Below are 16,688 nucleotides of genomic sequence, written 5' to 3'. Positions count from 1 at the left end.
ACGCCCCGGAAGGTCCGGTTGTAGAGTCGCTCCGTGGCGGGATCACGACACGTCGCAGACGCGTCACCGTTCCTCTGCACCGGGGGGTGGTGAGCGATGTCTGACGCCGAGCACCCGGGCACCGCCGAGGCGGAAGCGGCGGACGCCGACCACCTCGCCGCCCTCAGCGGCCTTGAGGCGGTGGAGTCCGCCGTGGCGTCCGTACGGGAGCGGCTCGGCGCGCTGGCCGCCAAGCGCGCGGCCCGGCCGGCCGAGCCGGTGATGCCGGGTGGGATCGCCGAGGTCGTCCATGGCGAGGCGGAGCAGCAGCGCGTGATCGAACAGCTGCAGCGCGAGGCCCGCAAGGAGGTGCTCATCTTCGTGCGGCCGCCGTACGTCGCGACGGCAGGCAACCCGGTGCAGCGGGAGCGGCTGGCCGCCGGGGTCGGGTACCGCTCGCTGTACGAGACGACGGCCCTGGTGTACCCCGGGGCGGCGGACATGCCGGGTTTTGTGGAGCCGGGGGAGCTGGCCCGGGCGGTGCCGAGCGTGCCGATGAAGCTGATGATCGTCGACGCCGAGCGGGCGCTGCTGCCGCTGTCCGGCAGCCGCGACCGGTCCGCGGTCTCCTCCGCCGGTCTGCTGCTGCTGCACCGCTCGGTGCTGGTGGAGGCGCTGCTCGAGCTCTTCGAGGACCGGTGGCTGCGCGGCACGCCGCTGCGCATGCCGGCGCCCGGCACGGTCGGGGAGGAGCCGGGGTTCCCCGGCTTCCCCGAGCTGGACGAGCAGTTGCTCTCGTTGCTGATGTCCGGGCTCCCCGACAAGGCGATCGCCTCCCAGCTGGGCATATCCCTGCGCACGCTGCAGCGCAGGATCAGGTCCCTGATGGAGTCCACCGGGACGGCCAACCGCACTCAGCTCGCGTGGTTCGTCGCGCAGCAGCGGCTGACCTGAGTCCGGGCCGCCAGCGGTTGCGGCGGACGTCGGAGGGGGCAACAAATCGTTGTACGGGTCGGGCCACGGGGGTCCGCACACCCGGCGCGGGAGGTGGACGTTGTCCAGGGCAAGGGTGGCGCGGCGGATCGCGACGGCCGCCGCGTACGGAGGTGGAGGCATCGGGTTGCTGGGCGGTGCCGCCGTCGGCCTGCTGCTGACCGAGGGCGCGCTCGCCCGCAGGGCCGTGGGCGGTTCCGACGCCGTCCCACCTCGCGCGGACGGCGTCTACGGCGCGGCTTTCGCGCTGAGCACCGAGGAGCGGCCGATCGTGCTGGCTCTGGTCGGCGACTCGACGGCGGCGGGCCAGGGGGTGCACCGGGCGAGTCAGACGCCCGGGGCGCTGCTGGCGTCCGGGGTGGCGGCGGTGGCGGAACGGCCGGTGCGGCTGGTCAATGTGGCCAACCCCGGAGCGCAGTCCGACGACCTGGCCCGCCAGGTCGATCTTCTGCTGGGGCAGGAGAGCGGCGGCGCGCCGCCCGACGTGTGCGTGATCATGATCGGGGCGAACGACGTGACCAGGCGGATGCCGCTGGCGGTCTCGGTGCGGCTGCTGTCGGACGCGGTGCGGCGGTTGCGTGAGGCCGGTTGCGAGGTGATCGTCGGGACCTGCCCGGATCTGGGCACGATCGAGCCGGTCTACCAGCCGCTGCGCTGGGTCGCGCGCAGGCTGAGCCGCCAGTTGGCGGCGGCTCAGACGATCGCGGTGGTCGGTCTCGGGGGGCGCACGGTGTCGCTGGGCGACCTGCTGGGGCCCGAGTTCGAGTCCCGCCCCCGTGAGATGTTCGGCCCGGACAACTACCACCCGTCGGCCGAGGGGTATGCGACCGCGGCCATGGCGGTGCTGCCGACCCTGTGCTCCGCGGTCGGGCTGTGGCCGGAGGAGGACGAGCGTCCCGACGCGCGGCGCGGCGAGGGCTTCCTGCCGGTGGCCGAGGCCGCCGCGGAGGCGGCGGGCGAGGCGGGCACCGAGGTCACGGCGGCCGCCGGCACGGTCTCCGGTCCGCGCGGCCGCTGGGCCGTGCTCAAGCGCCGCCGGCGTCGCCGGCTGCCCGACGCGAAGGTGCCGCCCGCGACGGAGGCCGCCGAGGCGGCCCAGAACTGAGCGGGGGCGCGGCAGGCGGGGCCGCGGCCGCGGTCGGCGGGCCCTGCGGCGGGCCCGCCCGGGGCGGTGCGGGCGCGGGTCAGGCGGGCTTGCGCTCGGTGAAGCGGAGCAGGTTGCCTGAGGGGTCGCGGAAGGCGCAGTCCCGGACGCCGTAGGGCTGGTCCATGGGTTCCTGGATCACTTCGCCGCCCGCGTCGCGGATGCGCTCGAAGGTGGCGTCCACGTCGCCGGTGGCGAAGATGACTCCGCGCAGCATGCCCTTGGCCAGCAGTTCGCTCATGGCTCGCCGGTCCGCTTCGGGGGCGCCCGGGTCCGCGAGGGGCGGTTCGAGGACGATCTCCACGCCGGGCTGGCCGGGCGAGCCGACCGTCACCCAGCGCATGCCCTCGAAGCCGACGTCGTTGCGGACCTCCAGACCGAGGACGTCGCGGTAGAAGGGCAGCGCCTTGTCGTGGTCGTCGACGGCGATGAAGCACTGTGCCAGCGTGATGTCCATGCGGACCAGGCTAGGCCGTGTCGTCACATGAGCGGCGTCGCCAGAAGGGCGGGTCATGTGACGACCCGGCCTAGGCTCCGCCCGGGTCGGCCGCCTGCGCGGCGGGTTCGGCCTTCTTCTTGCGCACGGGCCTGGTGTACCGCTTGGCGACGCACGCGGGGATCGGCGCCCCCGGCTCGTGGTCGCGGGCCCGGTAGGCGCTCGGGGTCTCCCCCACGAGTTCGGTGAAGCGCGAACTGAAGGAGCCGAGCGAGGTGCAGCCCACCGCGAAGCAGACCTCGGTGACCGTGAGGTCGCCGCGCCGCAGCAGGGCTTTGGCGCGTTCGATCCGGCGGGTCATGAGGTAGCTGTACGGGGTCTCGCCGTAGGCGGTCCGGAAGCTGCGCGAGAAGTGGCCGGGGGACATCAGCGCGGTGCGGGCCAGCGCGGTGACGTCGAGGGGCTCCGCGTAGTCGCGGTCCATGGCGTCGCGGGCGCGTCGCAGGCGTACCAGGTCGTCCGGAGTCACCGGCCCAGCATCGCACGGGGGGCGGCGCTGGCCGCGAGGATGCGCCATCATGGACTAAGCAAGCGCTCATACAGAGGTCCGCGTCACAGCGCCCACGCCGTGACGCGCTCTGCTACGTGCTGGTAACTTCCGCATCCCAGCCGTACTTCCACCGCCTCGCCGAGGAGTCGCGATGCCAGAAGCCGTGATCGTCTCTACCGCCCGCTCCCCCATCGGCCGGGCCGTCAAGGGGTCGTTGAAGGATCTGCGCCCCGACGACCTGACCGCCGCGATCGTCCAGGCGGCCCTGGCCAAGGTGCCGCAGCTGGACCCCCGCGAGATCGACGACCTGATGCTGGGCTGCGGCCTGCCCGGCGGCGAGCAGGGGCACAACCTGGGCCGGATCGTGGCCGTGCAGATGGGCATGGACCACCTCCCGGGCTGCACGATCACGCGCTACTGCTCCTCGTCGCTGCAGACCACCCGGATGGCCCTGCACGCCATCCGTGCGGGCGAGGGCGACGTCTTCGTCTCGGCCGGCGTCGAGACCGTGTCCCGGTTCGCCAAGGGCAGCTCCGACGGCATGCCTGGCACCCACAACCCGCGCTTCGCCGAGGCAGAGGCCCGTACCGCCGCCAGGGCCGAGCAGGGCGGCGGGGAATGGCACGACCCGCGGGAGGACGGGCTGCTCCCGGACGCCTACATCGCCATGGGCCAGACCGCCGAGAACCTGGCCGCTCTCAAGGGCGTCACCCGTGCCGAACAGGACGAGTTCGGCGTCCGTTCGCAGAACCTCGCCGAGGAGGCCATCGGGAAGGGCTTCTGGGAGCGTGAGATCACCCCGGTGACCCTGCCCGACGGCAGCGTCGTCACCAAGGACGACGGCCCGCGCTCCGGAGTCACCCTGGAGGGTGTGCGGGGCCTGAAGCCGGTCTTCCGCCCCGACGGCACCGTCACCGCCGGCAACTGCTGCCCGCTGAACGACGGCGCCGCGGCGCTGGTGGTCATGAGCGACACCAAGGCGCGCGAGCTCGGCATCACCCCGCTCGCCCGGGTGGTCTCCACCGGCGTCTCGGCCCTGTCCCCGGAGATCATGGGCCTCGGCCCGGTCGAGGCGTCCCGCCAGGCCCTGAAGCGGGCCGGGCTGACGATCGGCGACATCGACCTGGTCGAGATCAACGAGGCCTTCGCGGCGCAGGTCATCCCCTCCTACCGGGAGTTGGGCGTCGACATCGACAAGCTCAACGTCAACGGCGGGGCGATCGCGGTGGGCCACCCCTTCGGGATGACGGGCGCCCGCATCACCACCACGCTCATCAACTCGCTCCAGTGGCACGACAAGCAGTTCGGTCTGGAGACGATGTGCGTCGGCGGTGGGCAGGGCATGGCCATGGTCATCGAGCGCCTGTCGTAACGGGGCCGCCGCCCGGCGCCCGCACCCGCACCCGCACCCGCCCGGGGCCCACAAGGTCTCGAACGTGCGTTCGAGACACAAGTCGCAATCGAACCGCCCCCTGGATGTGACCTACTTCCGGGGGCGGTTGTTTTCGCAGGTCAGGGGCAAGTCACCACTGACGCCTGAGACTTTGGGCCCTCCCATTTCGTGACGTTCCGCACTGCAGAGGCCATGGCTTCCGGTGCAAAGTGGTGGTGTACAGGGGGCCGAGGCTCGGGAAGCACAGTCGGGAGTACGCCAGTGAGCGCCATGTTCCTCGTCTTGCTGACGGGTGCGGCAACCGCCGTGGCCGCCGGTTCCGCCGCGCTGCTCGCGACACGCGGCGTACGTCGTGACGTCGCGGCCCTGCGCGCGGACCTGGCGGAGGCCCGGGCCGAACGGACGGGTGTCGTGCCCCCCGCACGCACCGCTCCGGACGCCGAGGCCATCCGCGCGGCCGTCGCCGACGCGCTCGCCGACGAGCGCGAGCGCGAACTGGCCGAGGCGCGCGCCTTCTGGGCCGCGCAGGAATCCCCCCTCGGCTACGGCACGGGCGAGGCCGGCGAGACCCTCGCCGACCCGCAGCTCGACACCCAGTTCTTCGGTGGCCAGGGCGCCGGCCCGGCTCCCGGCTCCGCGCCCGGCACCGACTACGAGGTGCTGCCGTACGGCCCCTTCCTCCCCCGCCAGGCCGACTTCGCCGGGCTGGAGCCCGGCGGCCCGGGGGCCTTCCGGCACCCCTCCGACCCCGACTTCGCCGTCCCCGCCCCGGTCGTGGCCAACCAGGAGCAGACCGCCGAGCGCCTGTCCGAACTCGCGGACCTGCGGATGCCGCTCGCCGACATCCGTCCCGGCCCGCTCGGCACGCTCGACGTGTACGTCTTCGCCGACGGCACCACGCTCTGCATGACCCCCGGCGACCGCGACACCGCCGACCGCCTCTGCGACGCCCTCGACCGCGGAGAGTCCCCGATCCTGCTCGGCGGCTCCGCCATCGCCGGAGGCTACGCGCTGACCTTCACCTACGGCGACGAATCCGTCTACGTACTCGCCGACCGCGTCGTCGCCTCGCTGTAACCGCCCCGCCCTACAGACCGCACCGCACGGCCGCCTCCCCGATCCGGGACACGGCCGCGTCGCGCACATCCACCAGCTCCGGATGCGGCTCCAGAGCCGCGGCCAGATCATGCGCGGCCACCGAGATCTGGTCCCCGATCACGAAGACCCCCTCGTCGGGCATCGTCAGCGGGTCGCGTCCTGGGAACTCGATCCGCTGCGCGCGTTCGGCCAGGTCACGGGCGAGTTCCAGGCCCGCCCGGGCCACCTCGCCGCGGAGCCGACTCTGCGGCAGGGAGCGGTAGCGCGCGGCCAGGAGTCCGGCGGCGTCGCGGAGCGTCGTACAGTCCAGCACACCGGGAGCCTACCGGTGCGTACTTACGACCGACCGCGTCAGGCTGTTGCCAACAGCCGACGGCTCAGGCACGGTGGGGTGACCGGAACGCATACCGGAGGCGCCGATGTCCCAGACCTTCTCGGAAGAGACCCACCGGAACCTGCTCACCCACATCCCGCACTGCACCGGCCGCGAGATCGGCGAATGGCTTCGCATGGTCGACGACGGGCCCGCATTCCTCCGCTTCGAGGAGAAGGTCAGCTGGCTCCGCAGCGAGCACGACCTGTCCTACGGACACGCCAAGGCCATCGTCCACGAGCACGACCTGAGGCGGGCCGCGCGCAGGTTCGGCTGACGCCCTCCCCCTCCCGCCTCCCCGCACATGCGGACGGGCCCCGCAGGCGATGCCTTGCGGGGCCCGTTCGCAGGCCACTGACGGGGGCGGCGGCTCAGTCGTCGCCGCGCAGGATGGCGATCAGCCGCAGCATCTCCAGGTAGATCCAGACCAGGGAGACCGTCAGGCCGAAGGCCGCCAGCCAGGACTCCTGGCGCGGGGCGCCGTACCGGATGCCGTCCTCGACCTGCTTGAAGTCCAGCGACAGGAAGAACGCGCCCAGGGCGATGCCGATGATGCCGACGACGACGCCCAGCGCGCCGCTGCGCAGGCCGAGCCCGTCACCGCCGCCGATCACCGCGGCGATCAGGTTGATGAACATCAGGATGACGAAGCCGATGGCGATCGCCATGCCGATGCGCATGTAGTTCGCGGTGACCCGGATGAGCCGGGTGCGGTACGCCACCAGCATGCCGACGAAGACGGCCATGGTGCCCAGCACCGCCTGCAGCGGGATGCCCGGCCACATGAAGTTGAAGATCTTGCTGAGGACGCCGAGGAAGACGCCCTCGAAGACCGCGTAGCCGAGGATCAGGGCGGGCGACGCCTGGCGCTTGAAGGACTGGATGAGGCCCAGGACCATGGCGACGAGGGCCGCGCCGAACGCCAGGCCGTAGCTCTTCTCCGAGACCGGCAGCACGAACCAGGCCACCAGCGCGCCGAGCACGACGGTGCCCAGCGTCATGGCGGTGCGCATGACGACGTCGTCCATCGTCATCCGGTCGGTCTGCGCGGGGGCAGTCGTCGGGGCCTGATATGCGGTCTCGTAGGGGTTCGTGCCCGCGTAGGGGTTGCCGCCCACGGCGGGGCCGCCCTGAGTCTGCGGCTGTCCGCCGAAGCCCGCGTAGCCCTCCCCGTGGGAGAACCCACGGCGCGAGAAGACCGGGTTGCTGCTCCTCATCTGTCACTCCTCCATGGCCGCGCGATACGGCTTCACACCAGAGTAATGGTATGGCAAAGCGGGTTGCCTACGCCTCAAGGAGGATCTTTCGCAACATCCGCCATGCCTGCCACCACGCCTTTCCCCGTCTGTGCGACGTCCACACCGCCCACAGCGGACGGCGGGTGCCGGGGAGGGTACGCCCTCCCCGGCACCCGCCGTCGTGGTGCAGCCGGTCAGCGACGCGTCGCCAGGATCTGGCTCAGGACGTCGTGCACGTAGGTGTTGGCGTGCTTGCCGGTGAAGCGGTCCGCGAGCGGGCCGGCGGCGGTGACGGGGACGTCCACACCGGTGTGCCCGGAGGTCGTCCAGTCGATGTAGAACGACTTGTCGCTGCCGCGGATGCCGAACGGACCATCCTCGGCGGAGATGCCGTCGCCGGACTCGTCGGCGGAGTCCGCGTCCTCCACGGCCAGGCCGCCGGTCTCGTGGTCACCCGTGACGACCAGCAGGGTGTCAGGGTGGGTGGCGACGTAGGCGCGGGCCACCGCGACGGCCTTCTCCAGCTCCTGCATGGACTGGAGCACGCGGGTGCCGTTGTTGTTGTGCGCGAACTCGTCCACGCCCTCCTCCTCGACCATGAGGAAGAAGCCCTTCTTATTCTTGTCCAGCGTGCTGAGGGCCTTGCTGGTCATGGTGGACAGGCCGACCACCGGGTTGTAGACGTCGCCCTGGCCCTCGGGGTGCTGCTGGAACATCTCCTCGTTGGCGAAGAGGCCGAGGAGCTTGCCGCCCTTGGCACTGTTCAGCTGGTCCGCGCTGGTGACGTAGGTGTAGCCGGCCTTCTGGGCCTTCTTGATCAGGTCGCCCTTGGTGCCCTTGCTCGCCTCGGACGTGTCCTCGGCCGGCTTGTCCGGGAACGCGCCGGCGTCGCCCGCGGGCAGCCACCAGTCCTCGCCGCCGCCGAGGATGACGTCCGGCTTGCTGACGTCGATGTACTGGCGCGCGATCTCGTCCTGCGCCGACCGGTTGGCCGTGTTGGAGAAGAAGGCGGCCGGGGAGGCGTCGGTGACCTGCGCGGTCGTGACCAGGCCGGTTGCCTTGCCAGCGGCCTTGGCCTGCTGGCCCAGGGTGGCCAGCGGGTTGCCGTCCACGTCGACGCTGATCGCGCCGTTGTAGGTCTTCTCACCGGTCGCCCACGCGGTCGCGGCCGCGGCGGAGTCGGTAACGACGGCCTTCGGGTCGTCGGGGTCGGTGGTCAGCTGGCCCGAGTAGGGAAGCTTGTCCATCGCGAGCTGGCCGTTCAGGCCGGCCAGGTGCAGGCGCGCGGCCTGCCGGGCGGCGGCGCCCATGCCGTCGCCGTTGATGAAGATGACGTTCTTCGCGATCGGGGCCTTGCCCTTGTCCGCGGCCTGCGGGGCCGTGGCCGACGCGCCCAGCGTCGGGCTCACCACCATGGTCGCCACCACCGTGGCGGCGGCCGCCGCCACGGGCACGGCGAACCGCCGGGTCTTGCGTGCACCCTCCGACACAACGACCTCCATTGCTCACTGCTTGCCATTGTTTGGCCATGACCTTAGGAGTGCCAGGGGGAGGGTTGACCAAGCGCAGATGTCCATAACGCGACGAGATGTTCAGGTGCAGGTAAAGACCGAAGCCCGTGCGTCGTCCGCGGCCGGGGCGGTACGGGCGCTGAGACCGCTCGGCTCACGCGTTCGCGTCCGTCGCCTCGTCCGTGTCCGTGGCGTCCGTGTCCGTGCGCGAAAGGGGGATGGTGAAGTCGTCCTCGACCGGCGGGTCCAGTTCGTGCGCCAGCAGGCCCGTGGCGGCATAGCACCGCACCCGCACCGCGGACGGGTGGACGTCCAGCCGCAGGAAGCTCTTGAAGAAGGGCGGGCTGTACGTCGCCGAGCCCGGGGAGAGCAGACCGGTGAGCACCCGGCGGACGGGCAGCCGCAGCCGGCGTCCGCGTTCCGGGCGGGGCGGGGCTCCCAGGACGGACGCGACGAAGCGGGTCCGCAGCGTCACCCGGGCGCCGGTGGCCCGGGTCGCCGGCACGCCGAGGCGCCGGGCGAGGACGGCGGACGCCTCGTCGGGGGTCAGCTCGAACAGGCGGCGCAGGTGGAGCCGGCGGCCGTAGAGGCGGCTGTAGAAGGCCAGGGAGTCGCCGCGCATCGGGTAGCAGCGGAACCGGTCCTCGGTGACGCCGTCGACCTCCACCCGAGGGATCGTGTGGGTCGCGTGCATGAAGGCGCCGCCGCCCCCGGCGACGACGTACTCGATCCTGCGGCCGTCCACGTCGACCGGGTAGCGCTGGTAGTTGTGGATGTCGCCGCCTATCACGGCGACGATGTTGCGCCCCGGATCACGAACGATCTCGTCGACGGTGCCGCCGCCCTCGACGGCGCAGGGGTGGTGCTCACCGTCCACGTAGATCGGGGAGCCGGTGACCAGGATCTTCGGACGGGGGCCGAGTGAGACCCGGCGCAGCCACTCGCCCTGCTCCCGGTCGATGCCGCCGAGCAGCCCGGTGTCGATGCCGATGATCCGCAGCGGCCCCGAGTCGATCGCCCAGTACGGGCCGGGCTGGTACGCAGCCTGGGAGGGCGCGGAGCGCATCAGGCGGGCCTCCTCGAGCCGGGCGTCGTCCGGAACGCCGGGCTTCGCCCACAGCAGGCCGCGCCACCAGGCCCGGGACAGCGGGCGGGGGCGCGGTGCGGGCGGCAGGGCGGGGGCGCGGCAGAACACCCGCATGAAGCCCGTCAGTCCGTCGTACCAGTCGTGGTTCCCGGGGATGGCGTAGACGGGGGCGTCGTAGTCGCGGTAGGGCCGGAAGAACTTGGTGTCGTACTCGTCGGCGTTGCCGACCGGATAGTTGACGTCGCTGCAGATCACGGCGTAGCGCGTGCCCGCGCCCGCGGTGAGCATCCCGGGGACGACGGCGTACTGCGGCGCGTCGCCCTCGCCGGTGTCGCCGAGGAGGAGGAAGGAGAAGGCGTCGGGGTCGTCCCGCTCGATCACCAGGTCCGGGCCGGCCTCCCCCCGCTGCCGCTGGCCGTCCACCCAGCGCTGCCGGTCCCGGCCGGTCGGGTCGCCGAGCAGTTTGGCGACCACGCCGTTGCGGGCCTTCCACAGGGTCACCGGGTCCAGCCACGAGAGGTTGACCACTCGGGCCGGCATCAACTCCCGGTAGGCGCCGACCTGCTGGCCGTCCCAGCCGGCGCCGGCCAGCGATGTACGCGAGGAGTCGGACACGGCCGCACTGTAGCAACCGTTCCGGGTGCCGTCTCCGGCGCCCGGAACCGCGCTCACTTCTCGGCGTCCTGCGGATACCAGCGCAGTTCGACGGTGTTGCCGTCCGGGTCGGCGACGTAGGTCGAGCGCGCCACGCCCCGCGCGCCGAAGCGCGGCACATCGGCCTCCAGGATCGTGAACACCCCTGAGGCGACGACCTCTTCCCAGTCCAGCGGCTCAACGGTGAGGCAGATGTGGTCGACGTTGGACTCGCCGCGGGGCCCGGCGACGAGGTCGATGACGGTCTCCGGGGTGACGCGCACCGACGGGAACGGGGCCTTCCCGGCCCGCCATTCGTCGATGCGCACCGGTTCCAGGCCCAGCGGACCGGTGTAGAAGGCCAGGGACCGCTCCACGTCGGCGACGTTGAGCACCAGGTGGTCGAAGGCCTTCACGCGCAGCACGGTCATGTCTTCTCCAGAGGTGGTGTGCCGAGGACGTCCCCAACGATCCTCCCGAGGGCCCGCCTTCATCAATACATGATCACCATCCGGTCGAGCGGAGGCGCGCGCTCGTCGGGCCGGGCGGCCGCGCTGCCCGCGGAACCGGCCGGCAGCGGCGCGGTGTCAGGGCCGTTGGTGCAGCATCGCCGCCACACCCTCGTCTCCGGCCGCATAGGTGATACCGCGCAGCACGGCGACCGGAGCGCCGCGGCCGCGCTGCCCCACGATGATCGCGGCCGCCGCGGCGATGAGGTCGGCGAAGGTCTCCTCCTGCCGTCTTCCGTCGTGCTCGGTGACGCGCAGCGGCGACACCCCGGCAGCGCCGACGGAGACGGCGGTCGCGCCGCGCCGGTCGGCGCGACCGTCGGAGTCTGCGATCACCACGGCGACGGTGGCGCCGGTCTGGGCGCTGAGGGCGTCACGCAGGGCCCGGGCGGAGGCGTCCGGGTCGGCGGGCAGCAGCCAGGCGCCCGCTGTGCCGGCACGGTCGATCCCGGCGGAGGTGAGCTGGTGGCCGAGGATGTGCCGGGCGATGATCGGGCCGCGCTCGCCGGCCAGGAAGTGCTGGGTGGAGTTCTCCAGGATCAACTGCGTGATCTCGGCCGGCTTGCCCGTCCGGGCCGCCAGCTACCGCCTCGGGCCCGGGAGTGACGCCTGCCAGGTCCACGTAGCGCTTCTCCGCGACGGAGACGGCCTTGGAGGCGACGACGACGATGTCGCCGTCCGCCAGCTCGGTGCCGGTGCGCGTCAGGACGTCGGTGATGGCGCGCGCAAGGTCGTCGCCCATCCGGAGCTCGGGGAACGGCTCCAGGGAGAGGGCGGAGAAGCCGGCGGTCGGGGCATCGGTCATGGCGCGACTCCTTCGCGTACGGGCGGACGGGGACCTCGGCGTCGAGCCAGGGCCGTGCTCATCGCTGCGCGTGCTCGGCGGCCCGGCGGGACCCGCCTGCCAGGGCCGCCAGCGCCACGTCGCCCGGCGCGCACAGCACGCCGGCCGAGTCCATCGGCGCCGCCAAGTACGAGCGTCCGTACCGGGGTTCGGCGCACCTCGGGTGCGGGAAGCCCACACAGGAGCCGCGGCCCAGGCACACGGTGCCCGCGACCTCCCAGCGCAGCGCGGCGCCTCGCGGGCACCAGCGCGTAGTACCGCCGGCTGACCGGGTCGACGACGACCGGCCCCTCACCGAGGGCGTCGGCCAGGTACTCCCGTACCCCTCGCGGATCGTGGGTCCCGGCGGCGGCGTGCACGGCCTCCCCCGGCACGCGCACAGCCGAGAACAGCGTCCCGCACGGCAGAACGGCGACATCGCGCTCATCCCACTCGTCGCGTGCCTTCCGCGGGTCGAGGGCGGCGGACGCGAGCCAGTGGGCGACCGCGAGTCGCCGCGAGGCCCCGGAGACGATGACGCCGTCACTCACCGAACGTCACAGCCCGGCGCGAGGTGTTCGGGGCGGGATGTGGGGCAGCCGCGGATGGCGCGACACATACGGGCACGGTCGGCTCCAATGAAGCAGGAGGTTTGCGTAACAGACCGTAATTGCAGAGTCGCATGGCGATCAATGGCGCCGCGTCTGCCCGTCCGTCGGAGAAGCCGACGCCCGTCACGTGCGCAGACCCGCGACGACCACAGCCCCGCGCACCGGGACTCGCGAGGCGCTCGCCGGCTCGCACTCCGTCGAACCGCGCCCTCCTCGTGCCGCCTTGAGCCGCGCTCCGGTATCGGGACGGATCACCTCAGACATGCTGATGGACCGTCAAGGCGTCGGCACTCAGACACGGAAGACCCCGGGCTCCGCGCCGGGGCGGGAGTGCCGTCGGCTCCTGAGGGGTGCGGGTGCGGGTGCGGGCTGCCACGACCATGACGGGGCAACCTCCGCCCCGCGGGGGCCGCTCGCACTGTCGGGGCGTCGCGCCGCCGCCCATCCCTGCTGGTCAGCGCCGGTGAGGGAGGTGGTGCCCGGAACCGGACTCGAACCGGTACGCCCGCAAGGGGCAGCGAGGTTTAAGCTCGCCGTGTCTGCATTCCACCATCCGGGCGGGGCGGCGCGAGAGCGCAGGGCGAGCCTATCCGGCGGGCCGGGTGGAGCCGGGTCCCAGATTCGTCATGTTGTCTGATTTTAGGGCTACCTGACATATCATCAGAATATGTCGGTGCGCGTGAAAGCGCAGGCCCGGGGCGGTTTGGGCGGTGGAAGGGATCCTCCGCACATGACGCGAAATCGCTTCCGTCCCAGGCCGTTGCCCGAGGCCGCGTCATACCCGAGTCGTACGCCGGGGTCCGCGCGTACCTCTCGAGTCGGCCTTCAGAACCACGATCCCGACGGATTCGGGCAGCGGCTCCCGCCGGAACGATGGAGGGGTCCGATCGCATCCCCGCCCCCCGACAGGAGCAGCGTGCCGTGACCACCGCCGCACAGCCCACCGCACAGCCCACCGCAACGGCCACCGCGACGGCCGCCCGCGCCATCGATCTGAGCAAGGTCTACGGGGAGGGCGAGACCCGGGTCGTCGCGCTCGACGCGGTGTCGGTCGAGTTCCCGGCCGGTGAGTTCACCGCGATCATGGGGCCTTCCGGTTCGGGCAAGTCCACGCTCATGCACTGCTTGGCGGGCCTGGACGCGATCTCCTCAGGCTCGGCGTGGATCGGGGACACCGAGCTGTCCGGGCTGAAGGACAAGCAGCTCACCAAGCTGCGCCGGGACAAGATCGGCTTCGTCTTCCAGGCGTTCAACCTGCTGCCGACGCTCACCGCCGCGGAGAACATCACGCTCCCGATGGACATCGCCGGCCGCAGGCCCGAGAAGGAGTGGCTGGACCGGGTCGTCGGGACCGTCGGGTTGTCCGGGCGGCTGTCGCACCGGCCGTCCCAGCTCTCCGGCGGCCAGCAGCAACGCGTCGCCGTCGCCCGGGCGCTGTCGAGCCGGCCGGAGATCATCTTCGCCGACGAGCCGACCGGCAACCTCGACTCCCGGTCCGGCGCGGAGATCCTCGGCTTCCTCCGCAACTCCGTGAAGGAGCTCGGCCAGACCGTCGTCATGGTCACCCACGACCCGGTCGCCGCCTCCTACGCGGACCGCGTGGTCTTCCTCGCCGACGGCCGCATCGTCGACGAGCTGCACGGCCCGACCGCGGACACGGTGCTGGAGCGCATGAAGCGCTTCGACGCCAAGGGCCGTACCAGCTGATCCCCGCCGACGACGAGCCACACCCGAGAGACGAGCCCTGACATGTTCCGTACCGCCCTGCGCAATGTCCTGGCGCACAAGGCCAGACTGCTGATGACCGTGCTCGCCGTGATGCTCGGCGTCTCCTTCGTCTCCGGCACCCTGGTGTTCACCGACACCATCGGCAGTGCCCTCCGCAAGGCCTCCGCCAGGAGCTACGCCGACGTCTCGGTCGCCGTCACCTACGGGGACGCCGACCATCCGCTCCCTCAGCGGCTGGTGGACGAGATCGGCCGGCTGCCCGGCGCCGAGTCCACCACCGCTACCGTGCACGGCTTCACCGCGATCGCCGACAAGCAGGGCCGGCTGGTCGGTGACGGCTGGTCCACCCGCGGCGGCAACTACACGGGGCCCGGACGCTACCCGATGCTCCAAGGCCGCGCCCCGCACGGCCCTTCCGAGGTGGCGCTGGATTCCAGGACCGCCGAGCGGACGGGCTACGGCGTCGGCGACACCGTCCGGATGTCCATCGACGGCCCGGTGATGCGGCAGAAGGTGACCGGCGTCTTCAGCACCGACGACGGCAACGTCGCCGCGGGCGGCAGCCTGGTGCTCTTCGACACCGCCACGGCCCAGAAGCTCTTCGGCAAGCCGGGCGCCTACGAGGAGATCGACGTCAAGGCCGCCCCCGGCACCTCGCAGGCCGCGCTGAGGGTCGAGATCGACGAGCTGCTGCCGCGCTACACCGAGGACGCCTCCGCGACCACCGGCCAGATGCTCGCGGACGAGGAGGCCCGGCGGATCGCCTCGGACCTCAGCAGCTTCAACACCACCCTGCTCAGCTTCGCCGGCATCGCGCTGTTCGTGGGCATCTTCATCATCGCCAACACCTTCACGATGCTCGTCGCACAGCGCACCAAGGAGCTGGCGCTGCTGCGAGCGGTGGGTGCCAGCCGTCGCCAGGTGACCCGTTCGGTGCTGGTCGAGGCCTTTGCCGTGGGAGCGGCGGCCGGTGTCACCGGGTTCCTGCTCGGCATCGGCATCGCGGCGGTCATGCGGGCGGCGCTCGGCGCGGCCGGCGCCGTCCTGCCCGCCGGGGCCCTGGCGGTGCAGCCCGGCACGGCCGGCGTGGCGCTCGCGGTCGGCGTGGGCGTCACCGTGCTCGCCGCCTGGCTGCCGGCCCGCCGGGCCGCCACGATCCCGCCGGTCGCGGCGATGAGCAGCGTGCACGCCCCGGCCACCGTCAGGGGCCTGCTCCTGCGCAACACCTTCGGCGCGCTGCTGTCGGCGGCCGGTGTCGTCCTGGTGCTCGCGGGCTCGGGGATGGAGGACAACGGCGACATGGTCCTGGGCGGCGGCGCCGGGCTGCTGCTGATCGGCGTCTTCGTCCTCACCCCGCTGCTGTCCCGGCCGGTGGTCGCCGCGGCGGCGGCGCTGCTGCGGCCCCTGGGAGTCACGGGCAGGCTCGCCCGGCAGAACGCCGTGCGCAACCCCCGGCGCACCGCCGCCACCGCCTCCGCCCTGATGATCGGCCTCACCCTGATCACCGCCCTCACGGTGGTGGCCCTTTCGGCCAAGACCACCGTGAACGAGATGGCGGCCGCCCACCTGAAGGCCGACTACCAGATCACCATGGCCACCGGCCGGAACCTCTCCCCCGAGGTGGCCGCGCGGATCGCCCGCACCGACGGGGTCAGCGCCTCGAGCGCGGTGCGCGACGCACGCGCCGAACTGGGCGGTCAGAACGAGTGGGTCGCCGGCGTCGACGTGCCGCAGATCGATCGGCTGCTCACCCTGGACTTCACCAGCGGCTCCATCGCCTCGGTCCACGGCGACTCCGTCATCGTGGACTCCGACACCGCCCGGTGGCGCGGCTGGCGCGCCGGGCAGAGCCTGGCGGTGCGCTACGAGGACGGCACCAAGGGGCGGTTGACGATCGGCGGTGTCTACGAGGGCGGAGACCTGATCAACGGCGTCATCATGGACAACGCCACCGTCACCCCGCACACCCCCAGGACCGGGGACATGCGGGTGCTGGTGGGCATGGCCGGCGGCGCCTTTGAGGCCAACCGGGACGCGCTGGTGAAGGCGCTCGGTGCGAACCCCGCCATCAAGGTGCAGGACAAGGCGGACATCTCCCGCGAGCTCAGCTCCACGGTCGACCTGACACTGAACATCCTCTACGGGCTGCTCGCGATGGCCGTGCTGGTGGCGGTGCTGGGTGTGGTCAACACGCTGGCGATGTCGGTCTTCGAGCGCCGGCACGAGATCGGCATGCTGCGGGCGATCGGCCTGGACCGCGGCCAGGTCAAGCGGATGATCCGGCTGGAGTCCCTGCTGATCTCGCTCTTCGGTGCGGTGCTGGGCCTCGGCCTCGGGGTGTTCCTCGCCTGGGCCGCCGGCGGGCTGATCAGGAAGCAGATGCCGAGCTACGCTACGACGCTGCCCTGGGACCGGATCGGGCTGTTCCTGGCGCTGGCGGCCCTGGTGGGCGTCCTGGCCGCGCTGTGGCCGGCCCGCCGGGCGGCCGGGCTGAACATGCTGGAGGCCATCAAGGCCGAGTGACGCCGAAAGGGGTCGGGGGGGGGGGGGTGGCTGCACCCCCCCCCCCAACGCGTTCTGGC

General features: G+C 72.2%; 15 protein-coding genes, 1 tRNA gene and 1 pseudogene. 7 read left to right on the top strand and 10 right to left on the bottom strand.

Annotated elements, in window-relative coordinates:
* The first annotated feature begins 96 nt into the window (after positions 1 to 96).
* On the top strand, positions 97 to 933 hold the full coding sequence (locus AC3ET4_RS18495; RefSeq protein ID WP_431950675.1) for a helix-turn-helix transcriptional regulator: 837 nt from the start codon (positions 97 to 99) through the stop codon (positions 931 to 933).
* A gap of 115 nt (positions 934 to 1,048) precedes the next feature.
* Complete coding sequence (locus tag AC3ET4_RS18490) at positions 1,049 to 2,077, top strand: SGNH/GDSL hydrolase family protein (RefSeq protein WP_431950728.1); 1,029 nt, start codon at positions 1,049 to 1,051, stop codon at positions 2,075 to 2,077.
* 79 nt (positions 2,078 to 2,156) lie between these two features.
* On the opposite strand, the gene AC3ET4_RS18485 is transcribed toward AC3ET4_RS18490, so the two are convergent.
* A complete protein-coding gene (locus AC3ET4_RS18485) occupies positions 2,157 to 2,573 on the bottom strand; it encodes a VOC family protein (protein ID WP_431950673.1) in 417 nt (138 codons plus the stop codon).
* 70 nt (positions 2,574 to 2,643) lie between these two features.
* A complete protein-coding gene (locus AC3ET4_RS18480) occupies positions 2,644 to 3,081 on the bottom strand; it encodes a helix-turn-helix transcriptional regulator (protein ID WP_431950671.1) in 438 nt (145 codons plus the stop codon).
* 172 nt (positions 3,082 to 3,253) lie between these two features.
* Here AC3ET4_RS18480 and AC3ET4_RS18475 point away from each other — a divergent pair, with 172 nt between their 5' ends.
* Positions 3,254 to 4,474 (top strand): acetyl-CoA C-acetyltransferase, encoded by a 1,221-nt coding sequence (locus AC3ET4_RS18475; protein WP_431950669.1) that lies wholly within the window; start codon positions 3,254 to 3,256, stop codon positions 4,472 to 4,474.
* A 282-nt stretch (positions 4,475 to 4,756) separates the two neighbouring features.
* A complete protein-coding gene (locus tag AC3ET4_RS18470) occupies positions 4,757 to 5,572 on the top strand; it encodes a hypothetical protein (RefSeq protein WP_431950667.1) in 816 nt (271 codons plus the stop codon).
* Positions 5,573 to 5,582: 10 nt separating this feature from the next.
* Here AC3ET4_RS18470 and AC3ET4_RS18465 read toward each other — a convergent pair whose 3' ends face one another.
* Positions 5,583 to 5,906, bottom strand: a complete 324-nt coding sequence (locus tag AC3ET4_RS18465; RefSeq protein WP_431950665.1) for a hypothetical protein — start codon at positions 5,904 to 5,906, stop codon at positions 5,583 to 5,585.
* A gap of 106 nt (positions 5,907 to 6,012) precedes the next feature.
* Here AC3ET4_RS18465 and AC3ET4_RS18460 point away from each other — a divergent pair, with 106 nt between their 5' ends.
* Complete coding sequence (locus tag AC3ET4_RS18460) at positions 6,013 to 6,243, top strand: DUF4287 domain-containing protein (protein ID WP_431950663.1); 231 nt, start codon at positions 6,013 to 6,015, stop codon at positions 6,241 to 6,243.
* Between the two features lie 94 nt (positions 6,244 to 6,337).
* Here the strand turns inward: AC3ET4_RS18460 and AC3ET4_RS18455 are convergent, their stop codons facing one another.
* From AC3ET4_RS18455 to AC3ET4_RS18425, 7 genes and pseudogenes are all read right to left on the bottom strand, one after another.
* Complete coding sequence (locus tag AC3ET4_RS18455; RefSeq protein WP_431950661.1) at positions 6,338 to 7,183, bottom strand: Bax inhibitor-1/YccA family protein; 846 nt, start codon at positions 7,181 to 7,183, stop codon at positions 6,338 to 6,340.
* 215 nt (positions 7,184 to 7,398) lie between these two features.
* Complete coding sequence (locus tag AC3ET4_RS18450) at positions 7,399 to 8,694, bottom strand: alkaline phosphatase (RefSeq protein WP_431950659.1); 1,296 nt, start codon at positions 8,692 to 8,694, stop codon at positions 7,399 to 7,401.
* A 175-nt stretch (positions 8,695 to 8,869) separates the two neighbouring features.
* Positions 8,870 to 10,417: a metallophosphoesterase family protein gene (locus AC3ET4_RS18445; protein ID WP_431950657.1), complete on the bottom strand. Its 1,548-nt coding sequence runs from the start codon at positions 10,415 to 10,417 to the stop codon at positions 8,870 to 8,872.
* A 53-nt stretch (positions 10,418 to 10,470) separates the two neighbouring features.
* A complete protein-coding gene (locus AC3ET4_RS18440; protein ID WP_431950655.1) occupies positions 10,471 to 10,866 on the bottom strand; it encodes a VOC family protein in 396 nt (131 codons plus the stop codon).
* Between the two features lie 156 nt (positions 10,867 to 11,022).
* Positions 11,023 to 11,487 carry a coenzyme F420-0:L-glutamate ligase gene (locus tag AC3ET4_RS18435; RefSeq protein WP_431950653.1) on the bottom strand — a complete coding sequence of 155 codons (465 nt, stop codon included), beginning with the start codon at positions 11,485 to 11,487 and terminating at the stop codon, positions 11,023 to 11,025.
* A gap of 100 nt (positions 11,488 to 11,587) precedes the next feature.
* A pseudogene (locus AC3ET4_RS18430) lies at positions 11,588 to 11,686 on the bottom strand (coenzyme F420-0:L-glutamate ligase); the annotation flags it as partial.
* A 1,165-nt stretch (positions 11,687 to 12,851) separates the two neighbouring features.
* Positions 12,852 to 12,937 (bottom strand) — tRNA-Leu (locus AC3ET4_RS18425).
* 314 nt (positions 12,938 to 13,251) lie between these two features.
* Between AC3ET4_RS18425 and AC3ET4_RS18420 the strand changes: the two genes are divergently transcribed.
* Together AC3ET4_RS18420 and AC3ET4_RS18415 are read left to right on the top strand one after the other, a co-directional pair.
* Positions 13,252 to 14,085 (top strand): ABC transporter ATP-binding protein, encoded by an 834-nt coding sequence (locus AC3ET4_RS18420; protein WP_431950651.1) that lies wholly within the window; start codon positions 13,252 to 13,254, stop codon positions 14,083 to 14,085.
* Positions 14,086 to 14,127: 42 nt separating this feature from the next.
* Positions 14,128 to 16,629 carry an ABC transporter permease gene (locus AC3ET4_RS18415; RefSeq protein ID WP_431950649.1) on the top strand — a complete coding sequence of 834 codons (2,502 nt, stop codon included), beginning with the start codon at positions 14,128 to 14,130 and terminating at the stop codon, positions 16,627 to 16,629.
* Positions 16,630 to 16,688 lie beyond the last annotated feature (59 nt).

This window comes from Actinacidiphila sp. bgisy167 (assembly GCF_057707665.1).
This window is presented reverse-complemented; position numbering and strand designations above follow the sequence as displayed.